Origin of the sequence: Bifidobacterium asteroides, assembly GCF_019469425.1 — a bacterium.
GTDB classification, from domain to species: Bacteria; Actinomycetota; Actinomycetes; order Actinomycetales; family Bifidobacteriaceae; genus Bombiscardovia; species Bombiscardovia asteroides_I.
In genome coordinates this window covers 1,730,126-1,750,273 of the sequence record NZ_CP048272.1, presented here as the reverse complement: position 1 = coordinate 1,750,273, position 20,148 = coordinate 1,730,126, and the positions used below count along the sequence as shown (strand labels likewise).

Annotated in this window: 17 protein-coding genes, 1 tRNA gene and 1 pseudogene; 18 read left to right on the top strand and 1 reads right to left on the bottom strand. The window is 58.6% G+C overall.

Annotation, left to right across the window (positions count from 1 at the left end; genetic code table 11):
* From rplO to GYM67_RS07215, 7 genes are all read left to right on the top strand, one after another.
* Window positions 1–465 (top strand): 50S ribosomal protein L15, encoded by a 465-nt coding sequence (gene rplO / locus GYM67_RS07245; RefSeq protein WP_220236257.1) that lies wholly within the window; start codon window positions 1–3, stop codon window positions 463–465.
* Between the two features lie 184 nt (window positions 466–649).
* Complete coding sequence (gene secY / locus GYM67_RS07240; protein WP_220236256.1) at window positions 650–1,978, top strand: preprotein translocase subunit SecY; 1,329 nt, start codon at window positions 650–652, stop codon at window positions 1,976–1,978.
* Window positions 1,979–2,226: 248 nt separating this feature from the next.
* Window positions 2,227–2,799 (top strand): adenylate kinase, encoded by a 573-nt coding sequence (locus GYM67_RS07235; protein ID WP_220236255.1) that lies wholly within the window; start codon window positions 2,227–2,229, stop codon window positions 2,797–2,799.
* 314 nt (window positions 2,800–3,113) lie between these two features.
* Window positions 3,114–4,919 (top strand): ABC transporter ATP-binding protein, encoded by a 1,806-nt coding sequence (locus GYM67_RS07230; protein WP_396019990.1) that lies wholly within the window; start codon window positions 3,114–3,116, stop codon window positions 4,917–4,919.
* Window positions 4,912–6,924: an ABC transporter ATP-binding protein gene (locus GYM67_RS07225; RefSeq protein ID WP_220236253.1), complete on the top strand. Its 2,013-nt coding sequence runs from the start codon at window positions 4,912–4,914 to the stop codon at window positions 6,922–6,924. Before GYM67_RS07230 ends, GYM67_RS07225 begins: the two co-directional genes overlap by 8 nt.
* A 668-nt stretch (window positions 6,925–7,592) precedes the next feature.
* Window positions 7,593–7,847 (top strand): hypothetical protein, encoded by a 255-nt coding sequence (locus tag GYM67_RS07220; protein WP_220236252.1) that lies wholly within the window; start codon window positions 7,593–7,595, stop codon window positions 7,845–7,847.
* Entirely contained in the window at window positions 7,844–10,522 is a 2,679-nt protein-coding gene (locus tag GYM67_RS07215) for a glycoside hydrolase family 2 protein (protein WP_220236251.1), read from the top strand. The genes GYM67_RS07220 and GYM67_RS07215 overlap by 4 nt, the downstream gene beginning before the upstream one ends.
* Window positions 10,523–10,609: 87 nt before the next feature.
* Here GYM67_RS07215 and gdhA read toward each other — a convergent pair whose 3' ends face one another.
* A complete protein-coding gene (gdhA, locus tag GYM67_RS07210) occupies window positions 10,610–11,956 on the bottom strand; it encodes an NADP-specific glutamate dehydrogenase (protein WP_220236250.1) in 1,347 nt (448 codons plus the stop codon).
* Window positions 11,957–12,336: 380 nt separating this feature from the next.
* Here gdhA and GYM67_RS07205 point away from each other — a divergent pair, with 380 nt between their 5' ends.
* The 11 genes and pseudogenes from GYM67_RS07205 (at window position 12,337) to GYM67_RS07155 (ending at window position 20,059) form a co-directional block, all read left to right on the top strand.
* A complete protein-coding gene (locus GYM67_RS07205) occupies window positions 12,337–12,798 on the top strand; it encodes an Hsp20/alpha crystallin family protein (RefSeq protein ID WP_220236249.1) in 462 nt (153 codons plus the stop codon).
* A 184-nt stretch (window positions 12,799–12,982) separates the two neighbouring features.
* The gene (gene infA, locus GYM67_RS07200; protein ID WP_015022331.1) at window positions 12,983–13,201 is read left to right on the top strand and encodes a translation initiation factor IF-1; all 219 of its coding nucleotides are present in this window, start codon (window positions 12,983–12,985) and stop codon (window positions 13,199–13,201) included.
* A 25-nt stretch (window positions 13,202–13,226) separates the two neighbouring features.
* Window positions 13,227–13,340 (top strand): 50S ribosomal protein L36, encoded by a 114-nt coding sequence (rpmJ, locus tag GYM67_RS07195; protein ID WP_015022330.1) that lies wholly within the window; start codon window positions 13,227–13,229, stop codon window positions 13,338–13,340.
* Window positions 13,341–13,473: 133 nt separating this feature from the next.
* Complete coding sequence (rpsM, locus tag GYM67_RS07190; RefSeq protein ID WP_015022329.1) at window positions 13,474–13,851, top strand: 30S ribosomal protein S13; 378 nt, start codon at window positions 13,474–13,476, stop codon at window positions 13,849–13,851.
* A gap of 80 nt (window positions 13,852–13,931) precedes the next feature.
* Window positions 13,932–14,330, top strand: coding sequence for a 30S ribosomal protein S11 (gene rpsK, locus GYM67_RS07185; protein WP_015022328.1), 399 nt, complete (start codon window positions 13,932–13,934; stop codon window positions 14,328–14,330).
* A 75-nt stretch (window positions 14,331–14,405) separates the two neighbouring features.
* A complete protein-coding gene (locus GYM67_RS07180; protein WP_015022327.1) occupies window positions 14,406–15,401 on the top strand; it encodes a DNA-directed RNA polymerase subunit alpha in 996 nt (331 codons plus the stop codon).
* 125 nt (window positions 15,402–15,526) lie between these two features.
* Window positions 15,527–16,069, top strand: a pseudogene (gene rplQ / locus GYM67_RS07175) (50S ribosomal protein L17); the annotation flags it as partial.
* A 180-nt stretch (window positions 16,070–16,249) separates the two neighbouring features.
* Complete coding sequence (locus GYM67_RS07170) at window positions 16,250–17,212, top strand: tRNA pseudouridine synthase A (protein ID WP_258561474.1); 963 nt, start codon at window positions 16,250–16,252, stop codon at window positions 17,210–17,212.
* Window positions 17,213–17,320: 108 nt separating this feature from the next.
* Window positions 17,321–17,406 (top strand) — tRNA-Ser (locus tag GYM67_RS07165).
* A gap of 132 nt (window positions 17,407–17,538) precedes the next feature.
* A complete protein-coding gene (locus GYM67_RS07160) occupies window positions 17,539–18,567 on the top strand; it encodes a LacI family DNA-binding transcriptional regulator (protein WP_220236247.1) in 1,029 nt (342 codons plus the stop codon).
* Window positions 18,568–18,745: 178 nt separating this feature from the next.
* Window positions 18,746–20,059: an ABC transporter substrate-binding protein gene (locus tag GYM67_RS07155; protein WP_220236246.1), complete on the top strand. Its 1,314-nt coding sequence runs from the start codon at window positions 18,746–18,748 to the stop codon at window positions 20,057–20,059.
* The last annotated feature ends 89 nt before the right edge of the window (window positions 20,060–20,148 follow it).

Below are 20,148 nucleotides of genomic sequence, written 5' to 3'. Positions count from 1 at the left end.
ATGGCCAGCGACAAGCAAGAGCCCACCATCCTGCAGATGCATGACTTGCGTCCGGCTCCGGGCGCCAAGCGCGACCGCATTCGTGTGGGTCGTGGTGAGGGATCAAAGGGCAAGACCTCTGGTCGTGGCACCAAGGGCACCAAGGCCCGCTACCAGGTCCGCCCGGGCTTTGAAGGCGGCCAACTGCCCCTGTACATGCGGTTGCCAAAGCTGCGCGGGTTCAGGAGCCCCTTCAAGAAGGAGTACCAGGTGGTCAACCTGGGTGCTCTGGAAGAGCTCTTCCCCAAGGGCGGCGAAGTCACCGTCGAGGATCTGGTTGACAAGGGAGCGGTCCGCAAGGGCCACCCCGTCAAGGTCCTGGGTGATGGTGATGTCAAGGCAGCTTTCACCCTCAAGGGCGTCAAGGCTTCGGCCTCGGCCAAAAGCAAGATAGAAGCCGCAGGCGGATCCGTCTCCGAGGACTGATACTCACAGGGGACAGACCGCAAGGCAGATGTTTCCGGCCCTCCCCGCTCCAAGCGGGCGAGGGCCGGAACTCGTTTCCGGCCTGGTTGCCGTCGGGTTTGACGGAGCCATCGGCTAAGCTGGTCGGAGCAAGAGGGTGCGATGCACCGGGACCAGCGCGCGGGCGCGTAGGGAGGGAACTTAGGTGAGGACGTTAATCCAGGCCTTCAAGACCAAGGAGTTGAGGAAGAAAATCTTCTTCGTTCTTGGTATCATCATCATCTATCGCATTGGGTCGTTTATACCTACTCCAGGCGTGGATTATCCCGCCGTGCAGAAGTGCATCTCCACGGCTGGCAATGAGGACTTCATCGGCCTGGTGAACCTGTTCTCGGGCGGAGCCCTGCTGCAGTTGTCCATCTTCGCACTGGGCATCATGCCCTACATCACTGCATCCATTGTGGTGCAGTTGCTGCGCGTGGTCATTCCCCGCTTCGAGGCTCTGCACAAGGAGGGCCAGTCAGGCGAGGCCAAGCTGACTGAGTACACCAGGTATTTGACCATCGGCCTGGCAGTGCTGCAATCCACGACCATTCTGGTTACGGCCAACAAGGGTGCGCTCTTCGGTGGTGCCTGCCAACAGCAGGTCATCCCTGACAGCTCTTGGTGGAATATGGGGGTCATGGTTCTGATCATGACCGGCGGCACCGGTCTGATTATGTGGATGGCCGAACTGATCACCGACAAGGGAATCGGTAACGGCATGTCCGTCCTGATCTTCATCTCCATCTGCTCTGGCTTCCTGCCCCAGCTCTGGAACATCGGATGGGGGACCAACGGCAAGAACGGCGACTGGGTCAAGTTCGGCATAGTTGTTACCGTTCTGTTGGTCATTCTGATTCTGGTCGACTACGTCGAGCTGGCCCAACGCCGTATTCCCGTCCAGTACACCCGCAGGATGATTGGCCGCAAGATGTACGGCGGATCTTCCACCTATCTGCCGCTCAAGATCAATATGTCAGGCGTGATTCCCCCAATCTTTGCATCCTCCATTTTGGCCATTCCGACCCTTGTTGCCCAGTTCGGCAAATCCGATCAGAGCTGGGTCAAGTGGATCGATGCCAACATGGCCAACACGACTTCGGTCTGGTACATCGTGCTCTACTCGGTCATGATTGTCTTCTTCTGCTTCTTCTACACTTCCATCACCTTCAATCCTGACGAGACAGCCGACAACATGAAAGAATACGGCGGCTTCATTCCGGGCATCAGGGCCGGACGCGCCACCAGCCGGTACCTTTCATACGTGATGAATCGGCTGAACACGGTGGGCGCCGTCTATCTGCTCTTCGTGGCTTTGATCCCCACGGTGCTGATCATGCTGCTGAAGATCAACTCCAAGCTGCCCTTCGGCGGCACCACCATCCTGATCATCGCCGGTGTCGGCCTGGACACTCTGCGACAAGCAAGGGCTCAGACCGAGCAGTTCCAGTACACCGGCTTCCTGCTGGAGGGCGAACACAAGGAGGGCTGACCTTTCGGTCAGACACTTGCAAGCGGTGTCAAGCCAAAACGGATGAAGGTCCGGCCCTGGCCCTTGGTGGCCTGGGGCCGGACCCTGTAATATTTGGAAGACTGGTTGCATGGGTTTGGCGAGTGGAACCTGTGTCGGGCCAGGCAGCCGCTAGCATACGTAAATGAGGGTCCTGCGCGGCTTAGACTGTTAATACCGTCCGGGGCCGTAAGGCTAAGAGCAATAGAACATCGAGCAAAGGATAGGGAATGGTACAGCGACTGTTGATCATGGGACCTCAAGGTGTTGGCAAGGGCACGCAAGCGGCCTTGCTCAGCAAGCATTACGGGATTCCGGCCATCTCCACCGGCGACATTTTCCGCTACAACCTCAAGAACGGAACCGAACTGGGCAAGCAGGCCAAGGCCTACACTGACAAGGGTGAGCTGGTTCCAGACGAGCTGACCAACAAGATCGTCAAGGACCGTCTGGGCATGGACGATGCTGCCCATGGCTGGATTCTGGACGGCTACCCTCGTTCGGCCTCCCAGGTCGAGGCGCTGGACAAGATGCTTAACGAGCTGGGCACTTCGCTGACGGCTGTGGTGGCGCTGGATGCCGACCATGATGTGCTCATGCAGCGCATCGCCAAGCGGGCCAAGGAAGAAGGGCGAGCGGATGATACCCCCGAGGCCATTGCCAAGCGTCTGGATATCTATGCCAAGGAGACTGCCCCCCTGTTGAATACCTATAAGTCCCGCAGCCTTCTGGTCGCGGTGGATGGCCAGGGCGAGGTCGACCAGATCTCCAAGGAGATTATCGCCCAGCTGGACAAGCGCTAATTCATAGCCTGTCAAGCGAGAGTCCTGTCGTCAGCTGAATCAGCTGTATGAATGCCATGTTCAGGACACACAGGTAAGACTTGCTGACAGGACTCACTGAAGCTTAGAAGCTGCATGACCCCGAGGGGCGTGACAGCTTCTTTTTGTAGAGGGCGGAAATCTGAGCGCGTCCGCCCAAGCCTGGTGGACAGGATGATAGCCTAGGTGCATTCGGACTCTCTTTCGAGGGTCTTGCATGTCGGTGATTGGCCGTAAAAGATAGAGAAACCAGTACAGAAACAGAAGAGGTCCATTTGAAGGGGTCTAGGGCATCCGTGGTCAGATCGGATAAACAGGAACCAGCGCGTCCGCGGTACACCATCCGAACCATCTTGCGCTCCCTGCGGGAATACCGAAAGGCCAGCTTTCTGGCTCCGGCTTTCGTCTTTCTTGAAAGCCTTCTAGAGATTGTGATTCCGACCATCATGGCCTCCCTGATCGACCAAGGCGTTTCGGGGAGGTCCATGCCGGCCATCTTCAAATTCGGGCTGATCCTGCTGGCTTGTTCGGCCGTCTCCCTGTTCTCCGGGTTCATGTCCGGACGGTATGCGGCCATCGCCTCTTCCGGCCTGGCCAAGAATGTCCGCAGTGATCTGTTCGCCAAAGTGCAGTCCTTCAGCTTCACAAACATCGACCGCTTCTCCACCGGATCCATTATTACCAGGCTTACCACCGATGTGACCAATCTGCAGAACGCCTATCAGATGGTCATCAGGGTCGGGGTCAGGGCGCCGATCATGGTCATCGTGGCCTGGCTCTTTTCTTATAAGATCTCCAGGCCCATATCGCTGGTCTTCCTGATCGCCATTCCCATCCTGGGCTTCGGGCTGATAGGCCTGTCCCTGCTGGTTCACCCCATTTTTGAGCGGGTCTTCCACACCTACGACCACCTCAACAACGTCGTGGACGAGAATCTTCAGGGCATCAGGGTTGTCAAGTCCTACAACCGGGAGGACTACGAGGAGCGTAAATTCAACCGTATTTCTTTGGCTATCTACCGTGCCTTCTGCAAGGCCGAGCGGATTATGAGCTTGAATCCGGCGTTGTTGAACTTCTGTATCTACGCTTCTCTGCTGGTTATATCCTGGATGGGCGCCTCCCAGATTGTGGCCTCTGGGAACAATGCCGCTCTGGGGCTGACCACGGGCGATCTGACCGCCTTGGTCACCTATGCTATTCAGATCATGATGGCCATGAACATGGTCTCTATGATCGTGGTCATGGTCGTCATCTCCCAGGCCTCGGCCGAGCGCATCTGCCAGGTACTGAAGGAGGTCAGCACCGTGCACGATCCCGCCAAGCCGGTCATGAGGGTGGCCGACGGGTCCATCAGCTTCCAGGATGTGACCTTCCGCTACTCGGGCCGGTCCGAACGTCCCGTTCTGAGCCACATCAACCTGGACGTTCCTTCGGGTTCCACCTTGGGCATCGTGGGCGGGACTGGCTCCTCCAAATCCAGCCTGGTCCAGCTCATTCCCCGTCTCTACGACGTGACCGAAGGGTCCCTCCAGGTGGGCGGAGTGGATGTGCGTCAGTACGATCTGACCGTCCTGCGCGACCATGTGGCCATGGTGTTGCAGAAGAACGTCCTCTTCACCGGGACCATCGCCGAAAACCTGCGCTGGGGCAACCCTGAGGCCACGGACGAAGAGCTGGTGCGCGCCTGCACCCTGGCCCAGGCTGACGGTTTCGTGCGGGAGTTTCCCGATGGGTATCAGACCTACCTGGACGAGGGCGGCACCAACCTCTCCGGCGGCCAGCGACAACGTCTGTGCATAGCACGGGCCCTTCTGAAGAAGCCTGACATCCTGATTCTGGATGACTCAACCAGCGCTGTGGACACCAAAACCGACCAGCTGATCCGCCGCGCCTTCAGTCAAGAGATTCCCGATACCACCAAGATCATCATCTCCCAGCGCCTGGCCTCTGTGGAGGACGCCGACATGATCATGGTTTTGGAAGAGGGCAGGATTCTCGACAAGGGCACCCACCAAGAGCTCCTGCGAACATGTCAGGAGTACCGGTCTATTTACGAATCACAGACCAGGAATCGGAGCGAGGAGGACGAGGACCATGAGTGACGGATCATTCAAGGACCGCAAGCCCCGCCTGGACAAGGCCGCGCCGGGAACGACCCGTCGCATCCTGAGCTACTTGTTGGCCTACCGCTGGCAGCTGGCGGTGATCGTGGTCTGCATCATCATCAGCGCCGGGGCCCAGGCGGCGTCGGCCTTCTTCCTCCAGCCGCTGATCGACCACTACATCCTGCCGCTGGTCGGGGCCGCCGACCCTGACTGGGGACCGCTGATGAGGACCCTGATCCTGATGGGCTGCCTCTATGCGGTCGGGACCTTCTGCTCCTGGTTCTGGAACTGGCTGATCGTCAAGGTGGAGCAGGGCACCCTGAAGACCATTCGCGACCAGATGTTCGCCCACCAGCAGGAGCTGCCCATCGGCTTCTTCGACACCCATGAGCACGGCGACACCATGAGCCGCTACACCAACGACACAGATACCCTCCGTCAGGCCATCTCCCAGTCCTTTCCGCAGATGGTCTCCTCGGTCCTGTCCGCCCTGGCGGCCCTGATCTCCATGCTTTGGCTCTCCATCCCTTTCACCGTCCTGACCTTGGTTTTCGCGGCGGTCCTGATTGTGGTGGTCAGGGTTCTGGTCACTCGAAGCGGTCGGTACTTCGTTCACCAGCAGCGCTATCTGGGCCGGGTGAACGCCTTCGTTGAAGAGGCCGTCAACGGGCAGAAGGTCATCAAGGTCTTCAACCACGAGGATGCCACCGCTGAGGTCTTCGAGGAGAGGAACGAGGAGCTCTTCCAGGCCTCGGCCCAGGCCAACACCTATGGCAACGTCACCATGCCGGTCGTGGGCAACATGGGCTACTTGCTCTATGTCATCCTGGCCATCGTCGGCGGGCTGGCCGGTATCGCAGGGATGGGCAATGCAGGACTGACCGGGGCAGGGCCGCTGACCCTGGGAACCATCGTCTCCCTCCTGACCCTTTCCCGCTCCTTCATCAATCCCATCGGCCAGGTCTCCATGCAGTTCAACATGGTCATGATGGCCCTGGCAGGCGCTTCCAGGATCTTCGACCTGATGGACCAGCCTGTCGAGTCCGACCAAGGCACGGTCAGATTGGTCAGCGTCGAACTGGGCTCGGACGGCCGGACCATGACCCCCGTCGACCATGAAACAGGGCACTGGGCCTGGAAGCGTGAGGCCGATGACGACGGCCGGCGCTCGCTGGAGGCCGCCATGAAGCTTCCAGGCGATGCCCGGGACGTGGCCCTGAAGGCCAAGGATCAGGCCATCACATCCCCTGATGGGCGATACACCCTTCTCCAGGGGGATGTGCGATTCACTGATGTCAGCTTCGGGTACGACCCGAGCAAGCCTGTCCTGCATGACATCACCTGGTTCGCCAAGCCCGGGCAGAAGGTGGCGCTGGTTGGCGCCACCGGTGCTGGCAAGACCACGATCACCAACCTGATCAACCGTTTCTACGAAATCCAGCAGGGCCAGATCCTCTATGACGGGATCGATGTGAGGAACATCCGCAAGCCTGACCTCCGTCGCTCCCTGGGCATCGTCCTTCAGGATGTCAACCTCTTTACGGGCACCGTCTTGGACAACATACGCTATGGGCGCCTGGATGCCACGGACGAGGAGTGCATCGAAGCTGCCAGGATGACCAACGCCGACAGCTTCATCCGTATGCTTCCCCAGGGTTATCAGACCGTTCTTGAGGGAGACGGAAGCGGACTGTCTCAGGGTCAGCGCCAGCTGATTTCCATTGCCAGGGCGGCGGTGGAGGATCCTCCGGCCATGATCCTGGACGAAGCCACTTCCTCAATCGATACCAGGACCGAGGAGGTGGTTCAGCAGGGCATGGACGCGCTGATGCGCGGCCGGACAGTCTTCGTCATCGCCCATAGGCTCTCCACGGTTCGCAACTCCGATGTAATTATGGTCTTGGACCACGGGCGAATCATCGAGCGCGGCAATCACGATGAGCTGATAGCCAGGCACGGCGAGTATTACCAGCTTTACACTGGGGCCTTGGAATTGGAGTAGGGCTCTCCGGGATTGCCGAAGCCGGGGGAAGATGCCGAAAGGCATGAACCGGCATTAGGCGAACGCCAGCATAGGGGGTCGGTCCTTGATGGGCCGACTCCCTTTCATGTGTATGCATCCCCCCCCCCACCCATTTTCAGAAGTCGCCCCGAGCTCGACAAGTACTGGGAAGTCATTATGACCTAGTAGCAACTTGTTAATATTTTTAAACAATTTGTGCAGTTCTGAGGGCTGATTCCGACTATAGACTGAGAGCAGATATATATATAGTTTTGCTGAGCCGACAAGGGGCTGATGACCATGGGCGTCACAGTGAAAGTCACAGAGCTTACGATTTCGACCAATGGGGTAGGAAAACCGGACAAAAATCCGCAATTTATTGAAAATCCTACGCTACTCGGGTTCAAGAAAACGCACGTGTCCAGCTCGTTGCAGACGATGGATCCATCCCTTACCAGTGGCAGGGCGCCGATCGGTCGGAGCATTTCGCCGCCAACGAGGAACTGCTGCTGACCGGTCTGCGTCTGGAACATTACCGCTATGCCACTTACCGGCCTGACCCCTACTACCTGGAGAGGCTCAAGCGTGACCCGGGCGATGCGTGCATCAGCAACGCCTGCGGCCGACTTCTGCTTCGATGTGGCGACTTCGCCGCAGGCGAGCAGCACTTGGACGACCATGTGGGAACGGGTTGCTTTGCAGTCTTCCTGCCCGACCTCTTGACTTTCGATGCGGGCTATGCCCGCATGAATCGGGTCCGTTGCCTCTATCTGATGGCCCTGGCACGCATAGGCATAGGGCAGATCAACCAGGCTCGGGAGTACCTGAAGCAGGTGCTGGAACTGGATGCCGGCCATATTCAGACCGGGCTGTTTACTGATGAATTGGACCACAGGGCAATTCTCATCGGGAGGAAGGCATGACCAAGATTGCATTGGCTGGAGCCTGGCAGGTTCAGTCCCCGCCTGAGTTGCAGGGAACCGTTCTGTTGCCAGGCACGCTTGACACCAACGGACTCGGACATGATGATCAGGAGCTGTCTGCTGACTATGGCAGCGGCAAGCCCGGCCCCATTGGCTCTCGGCTGACCAGGCGGCACACCTTCGAGGGGACAGTCAAGCTGTCCCGACAGATTCGATGGACCCCGCAGCCGGAGCGGAGGGTCTTCTTCGAGGTGGAGCGCGCTCGCCGCCTGGAGGTCAGGGTCGGTGAACGCCTGGCTGAGCCATCTCGCCCTCAGACCTTGAATACTCCGCATGTCTTCGAGCTGACTGGGCTGCTGACGGGCGATGACCTGCTGCAGGTGGATTCCGACAACGCCTACCAAGGCATGCCCCGCGACGCCATCCTGGATTCCTCGACCGCCACCGACCACACCCAGACCAACTGGAACGGGCTTCTGGGCAATATCGGCCTGCGTGTGGAGGAGGACACCTTTGTAGATGGCGTTCGTGCCTATCCCCATGGCGATGTGCTGACAGTAGAGGCCGATGTGGACTCGCGCCAAGGATTCCATGGTCGCTTGAGGCTCTCTTCCGATGCGCTGGCCCAGCCTCTGGAGGTCGCCGCAAACCTGGAACCTGGACGGCGAACACTGACCTGGTCCGATCTGCAGCTTGACGTCCAGGCGGATCGCTGGGACGAATACCAGGGGTGTCTGCATAGCATGACAATCGAGCTCCTGCCGCCGGACGGATCCAGGGTGATATCGCGGGTCAGCACGGATTTCGGCATCCGTGACTTCGCAGCCGATGGGCAGGGGAGACTGGCTCTGAATGGCAGAGCCTTCTTCCTGCGTGGCGAGGCCAATTGCGCCGAGTTTCCGCAGACCGGCTTCCCGCCCATGGACGTGGGCTCCTGGATTCGTATTCTGGAGACCTATCGGTCATACGGAGTGAATGTGGTCCGCTTCCACTCGCACTGCCCGCCCGAGGTAGCCTTTATCGCGGCGGACCGGATGGGGATGATGATGCAGCCCGAGCTCTCCCACTGGGACCACTATCATGCCTTTCAGGAGGATGCCAGTTATCGCTACTATCGCAGCGAACTGGAGCAGACACTGCTCTTCCTGGCCAACCACCCCTCCTTCGTCATGCTTGCCCTGGGCAACGAGCTGTCTGCGGATGAGACCGGCCACCAGCGCATGGCTCAGCTTATCAAGGATGCCCGGAGCATTGACGGCACCAGGCTCTATGCCAATTCCTCCAACCCGCACTATGGTCAGCTGGGCAGCGACGACTGCAACGAGGTCTATACCTCCGAGTCCTACAAGGGCCATGACCTGCGCTGTTGCTTCGTCAACATGCGTGGGTCCACCAACGCGGTTCATCCGGGCACTGCCCACAATTTCGAGGACTCCATGCAGGCAGTCCGCAAAGAGTGCACGGTGCCGGTCTATGGATTCGAGGTAGGGCAGTATGAGGTGCTGCCCGACTTCCGTGAGATTGAAGAGTTCACCGGAGTCACCCGTCCTGACAATTACGCAATGATCCGTGACAGGGTCCGTGAATCGGGCCTGGACCAGCGCACCTGGCTGGATTGGGTGGCCGCTACAGGCGAGTTGTCACGGATCTGCTACCGGGAGGAGGTGGAGTCCGTTCTGCGGACCCCCTCCATGTCGGGGCTTTCGCTGCTGGGTCTTCAGGACTTTCCTGGACAGGGCACGGCTCTGGTGGGCATGATGGACGCCCATCTGCAACCCAAGCGCTTTCCCTTCGCCCGCCCTGAGCGTTTTCGGTCCTTCTTCACCGACCAGTTGCCGCTGGCCGTCATGGACCGCTATGCCTATACCAGTCGGGAGAAGCTCTCAGGGACGGTCAAGGTGGCCAACTACGGCCGACGCACGCTGCGGGGTGATCTGCATCTGCGGTTGCAGGGCCAGGGGGTTGATCTGGAACATGTCTTTTGTCAGGTCACCTGCCCGATGGGCAAGCTAACTGATTTAGGAACCTTCGAACTGCCTCTGGACGGCATTCATGGTAACCAGCGCTGCCGTCTGAGTCTGGAGATCGACGGTGTGACCAACGTCTATCCGGTCTGGGTCTACCAGGACAGCCAGTCTGACCAGCCCGACGGTCTGTACCAGACCAGAAGGTTCGACCAGCAGGCGCGTCGGGTCCTGGACCAGGGTGGCACGGTCTATCTGAGTCCCGACTCCACAGCCCAGTCCCTGCCCAGATCCGTTCAGGCCCACTTCTCCACGGACTTCTGGTCAGTGGGTACATTCAAGGACCAGAGCGGCACCATGGGGCAGTACATTCAGGCTGACCACCCTGTTTTCTCCGATTTCCCGAGTGACTCGCACACTGACTGGCAGTGGTGGCCCATGGCCTCCCAGCGGGCCATCATCCTGCCCGAGCGCTATCAGTCCATTGTCACTGAGATGGACAGCTACGCCTACCTGCGACCCATGACGCAGCTGCTGGAATGCCGTTGCGGGAGGGGGCGGCTTCTGCTCTCCTCCGTGGGCCTGCAGAATCTGAACGAATATCCGGAGGCTCGGGCCCTGCAGGCGAGCATATACCGGTATCTGGGCTCCAAGGACTTCGACCCGCGCCAGAGGATCGATCCCGAGGTCATCGACCAGCTGGTCGCATGAGTTTATCAGTCCACTGAGCACAATAAGGGGTCCGACCCGCAATTTCTGCAAATCGGACCCCTCTGTTCAGATGGGCTAAGTCCTAGCTCATAGGATGCCCTGGGCCACCATGGCATCGGCCACCTTGGCGAAGCCGGCCACGTTGGCGCCCAGCATCAGGTCGCCCTCATGCCCGTATTCCTTGGATGCCTGGTAAGACTTCTGGAAGATTCCAGTCATAATGTCCTTCAGGCGCTGGTCCACCTCATCGAAGGTCCACTGCAGGCGAAGCGAGTTCTGGCTCATCTCCAGACCGGAGACTGCCACGCCGCCGGCATTGGCGGCCTTGGCGGGCCCGTAGAGCGCCTTGTTATCCTGGTAGACCTGGATGGCCTCGGGGGTGGAGGGCATGTTGGCGCCCTCGCAGATCACGGTGCATCCGTTGGCGATCAGGGTCTTTGCGGATTCCTCGTCGATTTCGTTCTGCGTGGCGCAGGGCAGGGCTATGTCGCAGTGTACAGTCCAGACGCCCTTGCAGCCCTCGTGGTACTCAGCGGAATCAACTCGGTCCGCATACTCGCGAATTCGGCCGCGGTGACCCAGCTTGATGTCCTTGACGACGTCGAGGTCAATCCCGTTGGGATCGTAGACGTATCCGTTGGAGTCGGATGCCGTTACCACCTTGGCGCCCAGTTGTTGGGCCTTTTCGGTGGCGAAGATGGCCACGTTGCCCGAACCGGAGATAACGACGGTCTTGCCCTGGAAGGAATCCTTGCGCAGCGTCTGCAGGGCTTCCTGGGTGTAGTAGCACAGGCCGTAGCCTGTGGCCTCGGTCCTGGCCAGGGAGCCGCCGAAGGTCATGTCCTTGCCGGTCAGAACACCCGAGTACTCATCGCGCACTCTCTTGTACTGGCCGAACAGGTAACCGATTTCGCGGGACCCTACGTTGATGTCGCCGGCGGGCACGTCGGTGAATTGTCCGATGTGACGCTGCAGCTCAGTCATGAAGGCCTGGCAGAAGCGCATGACCTCGGCATCCGAGCGGCCCTTGGGGTCGAAGTCGGATCCTCCCTTGGCGCCGCCCATGGGCAGTCCAGTCAGCGAATTCTTCAGAATCTGCTCGAAGCCCAGGAATTTGATGACCGACTCGGTCACGGTCGGGTGGAAGCGCAGGCCGCCCTTGTAGGGGCCGATGGCCGAATTGAATTGGATCCGGTAGCCGCGGTTGACCTGGACATGGCCTTGGTCATCGGTCCATGCCACACGGAACTTGACTGCACGCTCGGGCTCAACCAAGCGCTCCAGCACGCCGTTGGCCTCATACTCGGGATGCCGCTCCACCACGGGCTCCAGGCTGGAGAAAACTTCACGCACAGCCTGCAGGAATTCCGGCTGGTCGCCGTCACGCTTCTCAACCTGCTGGTATACGCGCTTGATGTATTCGTTGGTGAGCATCTGAGCTCCTTTGACTAGGAATGGCCGGTCCGTCCGGTCCGCGTACGATTGGGTCCGCCCTCAAGAGCCTACGGGGGCTGGCGGAATCTCATTTTATGTTAAATGTTTCAAAGTCGTGTCACAAGAATTTTGGCCACTAATGTCTGATATGTGGTCATTCAAAGCCGAAGAGTGAGAGAGCAAAGACAAAAACAAAGCTTTTGTCAAAGTTGAGTTACTAAGACTCAACTTTTATTCTTTGGGTGAACATTGGGCATGGAACCAAGGGTCCGCAGTTTGGACAAAGTGAAGGGCAGGGAGCCCGGGAGGACAAGTTAGGATGTCCGCCTGGGGTTCCGGTCCGCAAAAACTATTGACTTAGAGAATCAGGAGATGCGATTATGGCTATGTTTCCCGCCTTGATGAACAATTCGATTTTCGGCGATTTCTTCGACGATCCCTTCTTCAACAACTGGCGCGACGGGCGTCGGCAGGGACAGGGCGCAAAGAACGCACTGAACAGCCCCTTGATGAGCACGGATGTGCGTGAGAAGGATGGACAGTACCAGCTTTCCATCGACATGCCCGGCTTCGACAAGAAGGACATCGGCCTGCGGCTGGAGGATGGCTACCTGATTGTCTCTGCCCAGAAGAACGGTGATCAGGGCGACAAGGACGACCAGGGACGGTGGATTCGGCGTGAGCGCTACACCGGGTCCTGCTCCCGTAGCTTCTACGTGGGCGACAAGGTTCGCCAGGAGGACATCCATGCCCACTATGCCAACGGCACTCTGGAGGTGACCCTGCCCAAGACCAGCATCGAGCCGGCTGACAACACGCAGAACATCGCTATTGAGGACTGAGGAATTCCGGTCCTTATCGGACCGCCTGAACGACTGCTATACTGATTGAGTGACAGCCGTTCAGACGGCCCTTTTGTCGTGTCAACACGCTATTGCCCAGTTTTGGGTCCATCAATGCTATACTTATCATTTGGCGTGTCTTTCGGCGCGCTGTGTAACCGGCCGAGGATCGGATAGAAGGCTTATGGCAAAAGATGGTGTGATCGAGGTGGAAGGGCGTGTGGTTGAGGCCCTGCCGAATGCGATGTTCCGCGTCGAGCTCGAGAACAAGCACCTGGTGCTGGCCACCATTTCCGGCAAGATGCGCAAGAACTACATCCGCATTCTGCCCCAGGATCGGGTGGTGCTCGAAATGAGCCCCTATGATCTGAACCGCGGACGGATTACGTACCGGTACAAGTAACAAGGTACACAAGCAAAGGAAAACCATGAAGGTCAGCCCTAGTGTGAAGAGAATCTGCGAGAACTGCCGCGTGATTCGTCGTCACGGCCGCGTCATGGTGATCTGCAAAAACCCACGCCACAAGCAGCGCCAGGGCTGAGCGGATTCCCAGCGGCAACGAACACCAAAGGCGCTGAGTCACAGCCGATAGGCTGAACCCCGGGTGCGCAGGCCCGGGCCGGGAGACCGGAAGACTCGGTGCACGACCTGCGTAGAGCAAAAAAGGAATCGCAATGGCACGTCTTGCCGGAGTCGACATCCCCAACGAGAAGCGCATAGAGATAGCCCTCACCTACATCTTCGGTGTGGGGCGTACTCGCGCCAAGGAAACACTTGCCGCGACCGGAGTGAATCCGGACACCCGCGTCAAGGATCTCACGGACGAGCAGCTCATTACGCTGCGTGATTACCTCGAGGGAAACTACAAGATCGAGGGTGATCTGCGTCGTGAGATCGACGCTGATATTCGCCGTAAGATCCAGATCAATTGCTATCAGGGCCAGCGCCATCGCCGGGGCCTGCCTGTGCGCGGTCAGCGGACCAAGACCAACGCCCGCACCCGCAAGGGACCCAAGCGCACCGTCGCCGGAAAGAAGAAGGCGACCAAGTAAGGCCGTATGCGAAGCGGGGATGAGGGTCCCCGATGGTTCGCACTAGCAATCAGTTATTCGTGACAAGGAAACGAGGATCAATGGCAGCAGCAAAGCAGGCCGCGCGCAAGCCTCGTCGTCGGGATCGCAAGTCGGTTCCGGTCGGGCAGGCGCATATCAAGTCAACATTCAACAACACCATCATCTCCATCACCGATCCTTCCGGTGCTGTAGTAGCCTGGGCTTCTGGCGGCGATGTAGGCTTCAAGGGCTCCCGTAAGTCTACTCCTTACGCAGCGGGCATGGCCGCCGAATCCGCAGCCCGCAAGGCTATGGAGCACGGGGTCAAAAAGGTGGATGTCTTCGTCAAGGGCCCGGGCTCGGGCCGTGAGACCGCCATCCGTTCCCTGCAGTCCGCAGGCCTGGAGGTCGGTTCCATCTCCGATGTGACCCCACAGGCACACAATGGCGTTCGTCCTCCCAAGCGCCGTCGCGTCTGAGCACTAGAAAACCCATGAATCCACCCGCGAAGACTGGTGAGTGCACCACCGGTCGGAGCTGAAAGGATAGCAACAGTGCTTATTGCACAGCGTCCGACTCTTACTGAAGAAGTCGTCAATGCCCAGCGCTCCCGTTTCACCATCGAGCCGTTGGAGCCGGGATTTGGGTACACCTTGGGCAACTCCCTGCGTCGTACCCTGCTGAGCTCCATACCCGGTGCGGCTGTGACCTCGGTCCGCATCTCGGGTGCCCTGCACGAGTTCACCACGTTGCCAGGTGTGGAGGAGGACGTCACTGAGATCCTGCTCAACATCAAAGGAATCGTGCTGACCAGCGAGTACGACGAGCCTGTGGTCATGTATTTGCGCAAGAGCGGCAAGGGCGAGGCCACCGCCGGGGATATCACCCCGCCGGCCGGCGTCACAGTGGCCAATCCTGATCTGCATATCGCGACCCTGGCTGAGGATGGCGAGCTGGAGATCGAGTTCACGGTGGAGCGCGGGCGTGGATACGTCCAGGCCCAGCTCAACAAGCAGGACAACGATGAGATTGGCCGCATCCCGGTCGATTCCATCTACTCTCCTGTGCTCAAGGTCAGCTACAAGGTCGAGGCCACCCGTGTCGAACAGCGCACGGATTTCGACAAACTGATCCTGGATGTGGAGACCAAGCCTGCCATTTCGCCGCGTGACGCGGTGGCATCCGCTGGGTCGACCCTGGTCGAGCTTTTCGGCCTCTGCCGTGAACTCAACACCCAGGCTGAGGGCGTGGAGGTCGGACCCGAGCCTGTGGTGGAAGAGGCCGATCCGCAGATGTCCGTGCCGATTGAGGACCTGAACCTGACGCAGCGTTCCTACAACTGCCTCAAGCGCGAAGGAATCCACACCATCGGTGAGCTGGTCTCGCATACTGAGCAGGATCTGCTGGACATCCGCAACTTCGGCATGAAGTCCATCGACGAGGTCAAGGAGAAGCTTGAGGGCATGGGGCTGTCGTTGAAGGCCTCCCCGCTGGGCTTCGACACCAATAATCTCGAGGGAGGCACCTTCTTCTCGCCTGACGACGAGTGAAGGATCGCAGCCTTCGTATGAGCAGGCGAGGGGAAGGGTTCCGTCGCCTGCTGACAGCAATTCCGGGAAGTCGGATGTTCGGGCGTATGCCCACCTGTCCTCCCGGGCCGTAAGGAGATAATCCAATGCCAAAACCTAGCAAGGGCCCACGTCTGGCCTCTAGTCCGGCGCACGAGCGGCTTATGCTGGCCAACATGGCCACCAGCCTCTTCGCCAACGGTCGTATCACGACCACCCTGCCCAAGGCCAAGCGTCTGCGTCCGCTGGCTGAGCGGCTGATCACCTTCGCCAAGCGCGGGGATCTGCCCGCCCGTCGCCGCGTCATGCGCGTCATTCGTGATAAGTCTGTGGTCCATAGCCTGTTCACGCAGATTGCCGAGCAGATGCAGCAGCGTGAGGGTGGTTACACCCGCATTACTAAGATCGCGCCCCGCCGAGGAGACAACTCCCCGCAGGCTGTGATCGAGCTGGTCACCGAGCCCCTGTCGGCCAAGAAGGCCGTTGTCAAGGAGGCTGAGTCCGCAGCCAAGGTGGCTGCCAAGGACGACAACGCCGAGGTGGCAGCAGCCACTGATGCCGCCGTCGCCGAAGGCGCTGCCAAGGATGCGGTCGACCAGGCCGTCGAGGCCAACGAGTCCGATCAGGACGTGGCTCAAGCTGACCAGGCCGCCGAGGATCTGGAGCAGACCGCCAACAAGGCAGATCAGGCGGAAGCTCAGGCTGAGGAGGATGCCGACGTGGCTGAGGATGCCGAGAAGGCCGCCGAGTAATCGGTCTTTGCATCTGATGACGGGGTCGGGGAGCGTGGCTCTCCGGCCTCGTTTGTCATTGGTGCCAGGGAGGTCGTGATGGAAGATCGGGAAGGGGAGATGTCCCTTGTCAGACTGCGCATGGACCTGGCCTACGACGGCGGCGGCTTCCATGGCTGGGCCCGGCAGCCTGGGCTGCGCACGGTCCAGGGCTGCATCGAGCATGCCCTGTCTCTGATCACTGGAGCCCGCAGATCGAATGGTGAGGTTTCCCATAGCCAAGACGTCTGGGAACCAAGGCTGGTTGTGGCTGGTAGGACCGACACTGGGGTCCACGCATCTCACCAGGTGGCACACCTGGACGTTCCCGACGCTGTGCTTGAATCCTGTAAGGGACATATGGGGGTCGATGGTGCTTCGGCCTTGGAACGCCGTCTTCGGCACCTGTTGCCGGCTGACATTGCTCTACTTGGACTCAGAGCCGCTCCCACAGGCTTCGATGCCCGCTTCTCCGCCCTGGAACGCACCTATGTCTATCGGGTCAGCCAGGGGGGTCAGCCAGAGGATCCGCGCATGCGGGGCTATGTGCTGAACCTGGAGGGAAGCCTGGATCTGCAGGCTATGAATGAGGCTGCAGCGAAGTGCATCGGCCTGCATGACTTCGGCTCCTTCGCCCGGCCAAACCCCGGCGGCACGACTATACGCAAGGTCCTGGCCGCGCATTGGGAACTGGTCCCAGCCGTGAATCTGTTAGAAGTTGCTCCGGGGCAGAGTGCCGTAGGATATATTCCGTCCTTCATGGAGTCTGGGATTACCGTCTTTCGGATTGTTGCCGATGCATTTGCCCATAACATGGTCCGCTCACTGGTCGCGGCCTGCATTCAGGTGGGTCGGGGACGCCGGTCCGTGCAATGGTTTGCCGACAAGGTGGCCTACCCCCTGCGCGAAGGTTCCACCGGTCCCATAGATGCTCGAGGCCTGACCCTGGAACATGTGGCCTACCCGCCTGATGACCGGCTTGCTGAACGGGCGCAGGCCATCCGAGCCCGCCGTACACTTTGACGTCAGGGTTGTTTTTTGTGCCGGTTGACTGCGCCACGCCGTTTGCCAGGTAGGGACTCTGTGGCATAATAGAAAAGTTGTTGTTCGGCAGTGTCGGGCAACGACCATGGTTGAGTGTCCGAGCGGTCTAAGGAGCACGCCTCGAAAGCGTGTGAGGGCAACTCCCTCCGCGAGTTCGAATCTCGCCTCAACCGCCCCATTGGTCCCGGCCCGACGGCCGGGGCCTTTTTCATATACTTTCTGGTGAGGGCATGCGCTTGAGCCCTGGTGTGCAAGACCGAATCTTAAGATAGGGCATCTTATGCCTTCCTGCTAAAGGAGGTCCTTTGGCCGGTATCAAGGATGTTGCCGCTTTGGCGGGAATTTCCATAAGTACTGTTTCCTATGTATTCTCGGGCAAGCGACCTGTAAGCGATGCGACAAAGATCAGGGTTCTCAAGGCAGCCCAGCAATTGGATTATCATCCAGGATCAGGAGCCGCCATGCTCCGAAGGGAGCGCAGAACACATCTGATCGCGTTGAGCTCGCCCATGCATCCTTATACCGACTATTCGAACTATGCTACCTTTTTCTTTGCCGTGGTCGCCAGGGCTAGACACTACCACTACAACGTGGTGCTTTTAATGGATGAAGATGACACGGACGAACTCCTGCGAATGTCATACAGCGGAATGATCGATGGCGTTCTTCTGTTGGATGTGACCATGGAGGATCCGCGTGTAGCCCAGGCTCATACCTCCCTAGTGCCCTATGTCTCTATCGGCTATGCCAGGAATCCAGCCAATCTGATTTCCGTTGACGTTGATTTTCATGCCATGGGCCGACGCGCTGTCGATGAGCTTTATCGGATGGGCCATCGACATCTGCTCATGGTGGGGGCCAACAGTCAGTCCTATGAGAAAGGATCCAACTTTCTGGTTCGGACCAAAAAGGCTGCCATAGACAGGGCCCGGGTGCTGGGTATGAAGATGACTTTTCTATGCTCCATCGGTGACGATGCCAGGCATGTCGGTCAATTGATTGGCCGGGCTTTTCAGCTGGATCCCGAGATCACGGCAATCATGGCCCAGACCAGCATCAGTCACATGAACAACATCATCGTTGCTCTTTCAAAACAGGGCCTTTCGATTCCAAAGGATATTTCCATGCTGGCGTTAAGCACTTTTGGCAATGCCTCTGTTCTTGAACGTCCTCTTGATGAGATTCCCATGAGGCCACATGAAACATGCTCTCGCGGGGTGGACATGCTGATGGAGTGTTTGGAAGGCGTGGGGGAAAAGCCGGGGACAGTGGAGCTGATTCATTCCGACTATAAGCGCAGGGGATCTGTTGGCCCGGTCCGGCTGCATAGCTGAGAACTGCAAGCTGTGATTCTTCGTGCACTGTCGCACAAGGCTGATACCAGCTGTCATCCAGCGCCATAGGTTATCGAAAAACGTCGAAATACTATGCCAAGTATAGTCAAATCATTAAATTAAGAATGGTTGTCCAGTAAAGAGACAGTCAAGCGATGAAGCTAGGAAAAGAGGAGTGATGAAGTTTCCCCGGAAAATCATGGCAGCTGTTACGGCTGTGGCAAGTCTGGCGGGCATCATGGCCTTATCCGGATGCGGCGGCAGCGACAGCGCCCAAGAGGAGCATCCCGATTCCATCAAGATCTGGTACTACGAGGAGGATAACGGCGCCCAGGGCAAGGCCTGGAAGCAGGCCATTGCTGATTTTCAGAAGAAGACCGGTATCAAGGTCAACTTCGAGAAGAAGACCTTCGAGCAAATCAGGCAAAACGCCAGCCAGATCCTCAACTCTGATGACGCCCCGGATGTAATGGAATACAACAAGGGCAATGCTACTGCAGGTTTGCTCTCAAGCCAGGGTTTGCTATCCAACCTTAACGACTATGTCAAGAAATACCACTGGAACAAGAAGATCACTGGATCTTTGGCTGTCCCGGGCCGATACGACGAAAAGGGCGTCATGGGATCGGGCGACTGGTATGGCATCACCACCTATGGCGAAGAGGTGATGATGTACTACAACAAGGACATGTTCGACAAGTACGGCATAGCCATACCAAAGACTATGCCTGAATTGGAACAGGCCATGCAAAAGTTCAGGGACAACGGTGTCACGGCCCTGTCCGAGGGTGTGGCTGAATACCCGCTCCAACATCTCTGGTGGCAGTTGGTCCTTCAAAAAGCCGATCAGCGGTTAATCAACGCCTATCAGCGCTACGACGGCAAGGTGGACTGGCAAGGCCCTGCCATGACCTATGCCACTGAAACCATTAAGGACTGGGTGGACAAGGGATACATCAGCAAAGACTCGACGGGCCTGAAAGCTGAGGATGCCGGACAGAACTTCATGAAGGGGACCTACCCCATGCTGTTCTCGGGCTCTTGGTGGTTCGGCCGTTTCCAAAGCGACATTCCCAACGTCAATTGGGAGGTCGGTCTCTTCCCTGAAACCAAGAAGATCCCTGGCGGGTCCGGCAACATCTGGGTGATTCCCGAGCGTTCCAAGAAAAAGGACGCTGCTGCGAAGTTCATTGACATGACGTTGAGCAAAGAAAATCAGAACCTGATGGGAAACTCCGGCGGATTGCCCATTGCTGCTGATCCTGCCCAGATAAGCGACCCTAAGAGCAAGGAGCTGATCGCCGGTTTCAACCAGGTCATCAAGGATGATCGTCTGGGCTACTATCCGGATTGGCCGACCTCGACCTTCTATGACGAGCTCAATGCAGGCCTGCAGGAATTGGTCAACGGGACCAAGGACACCAAGGCTGTGCTTACTGAGCTTCAGGGCAAGTATGACAAAGGCGTCGAGACATCGGGTCTCAGGAAGTAGTCAAACCATAGGCCGACGGTTGCGCACTTGATCAGGCAGCCGTCGGCCTCCGCTCCGCTGCTATCTGCAGCGGACCCTGATAGACATAT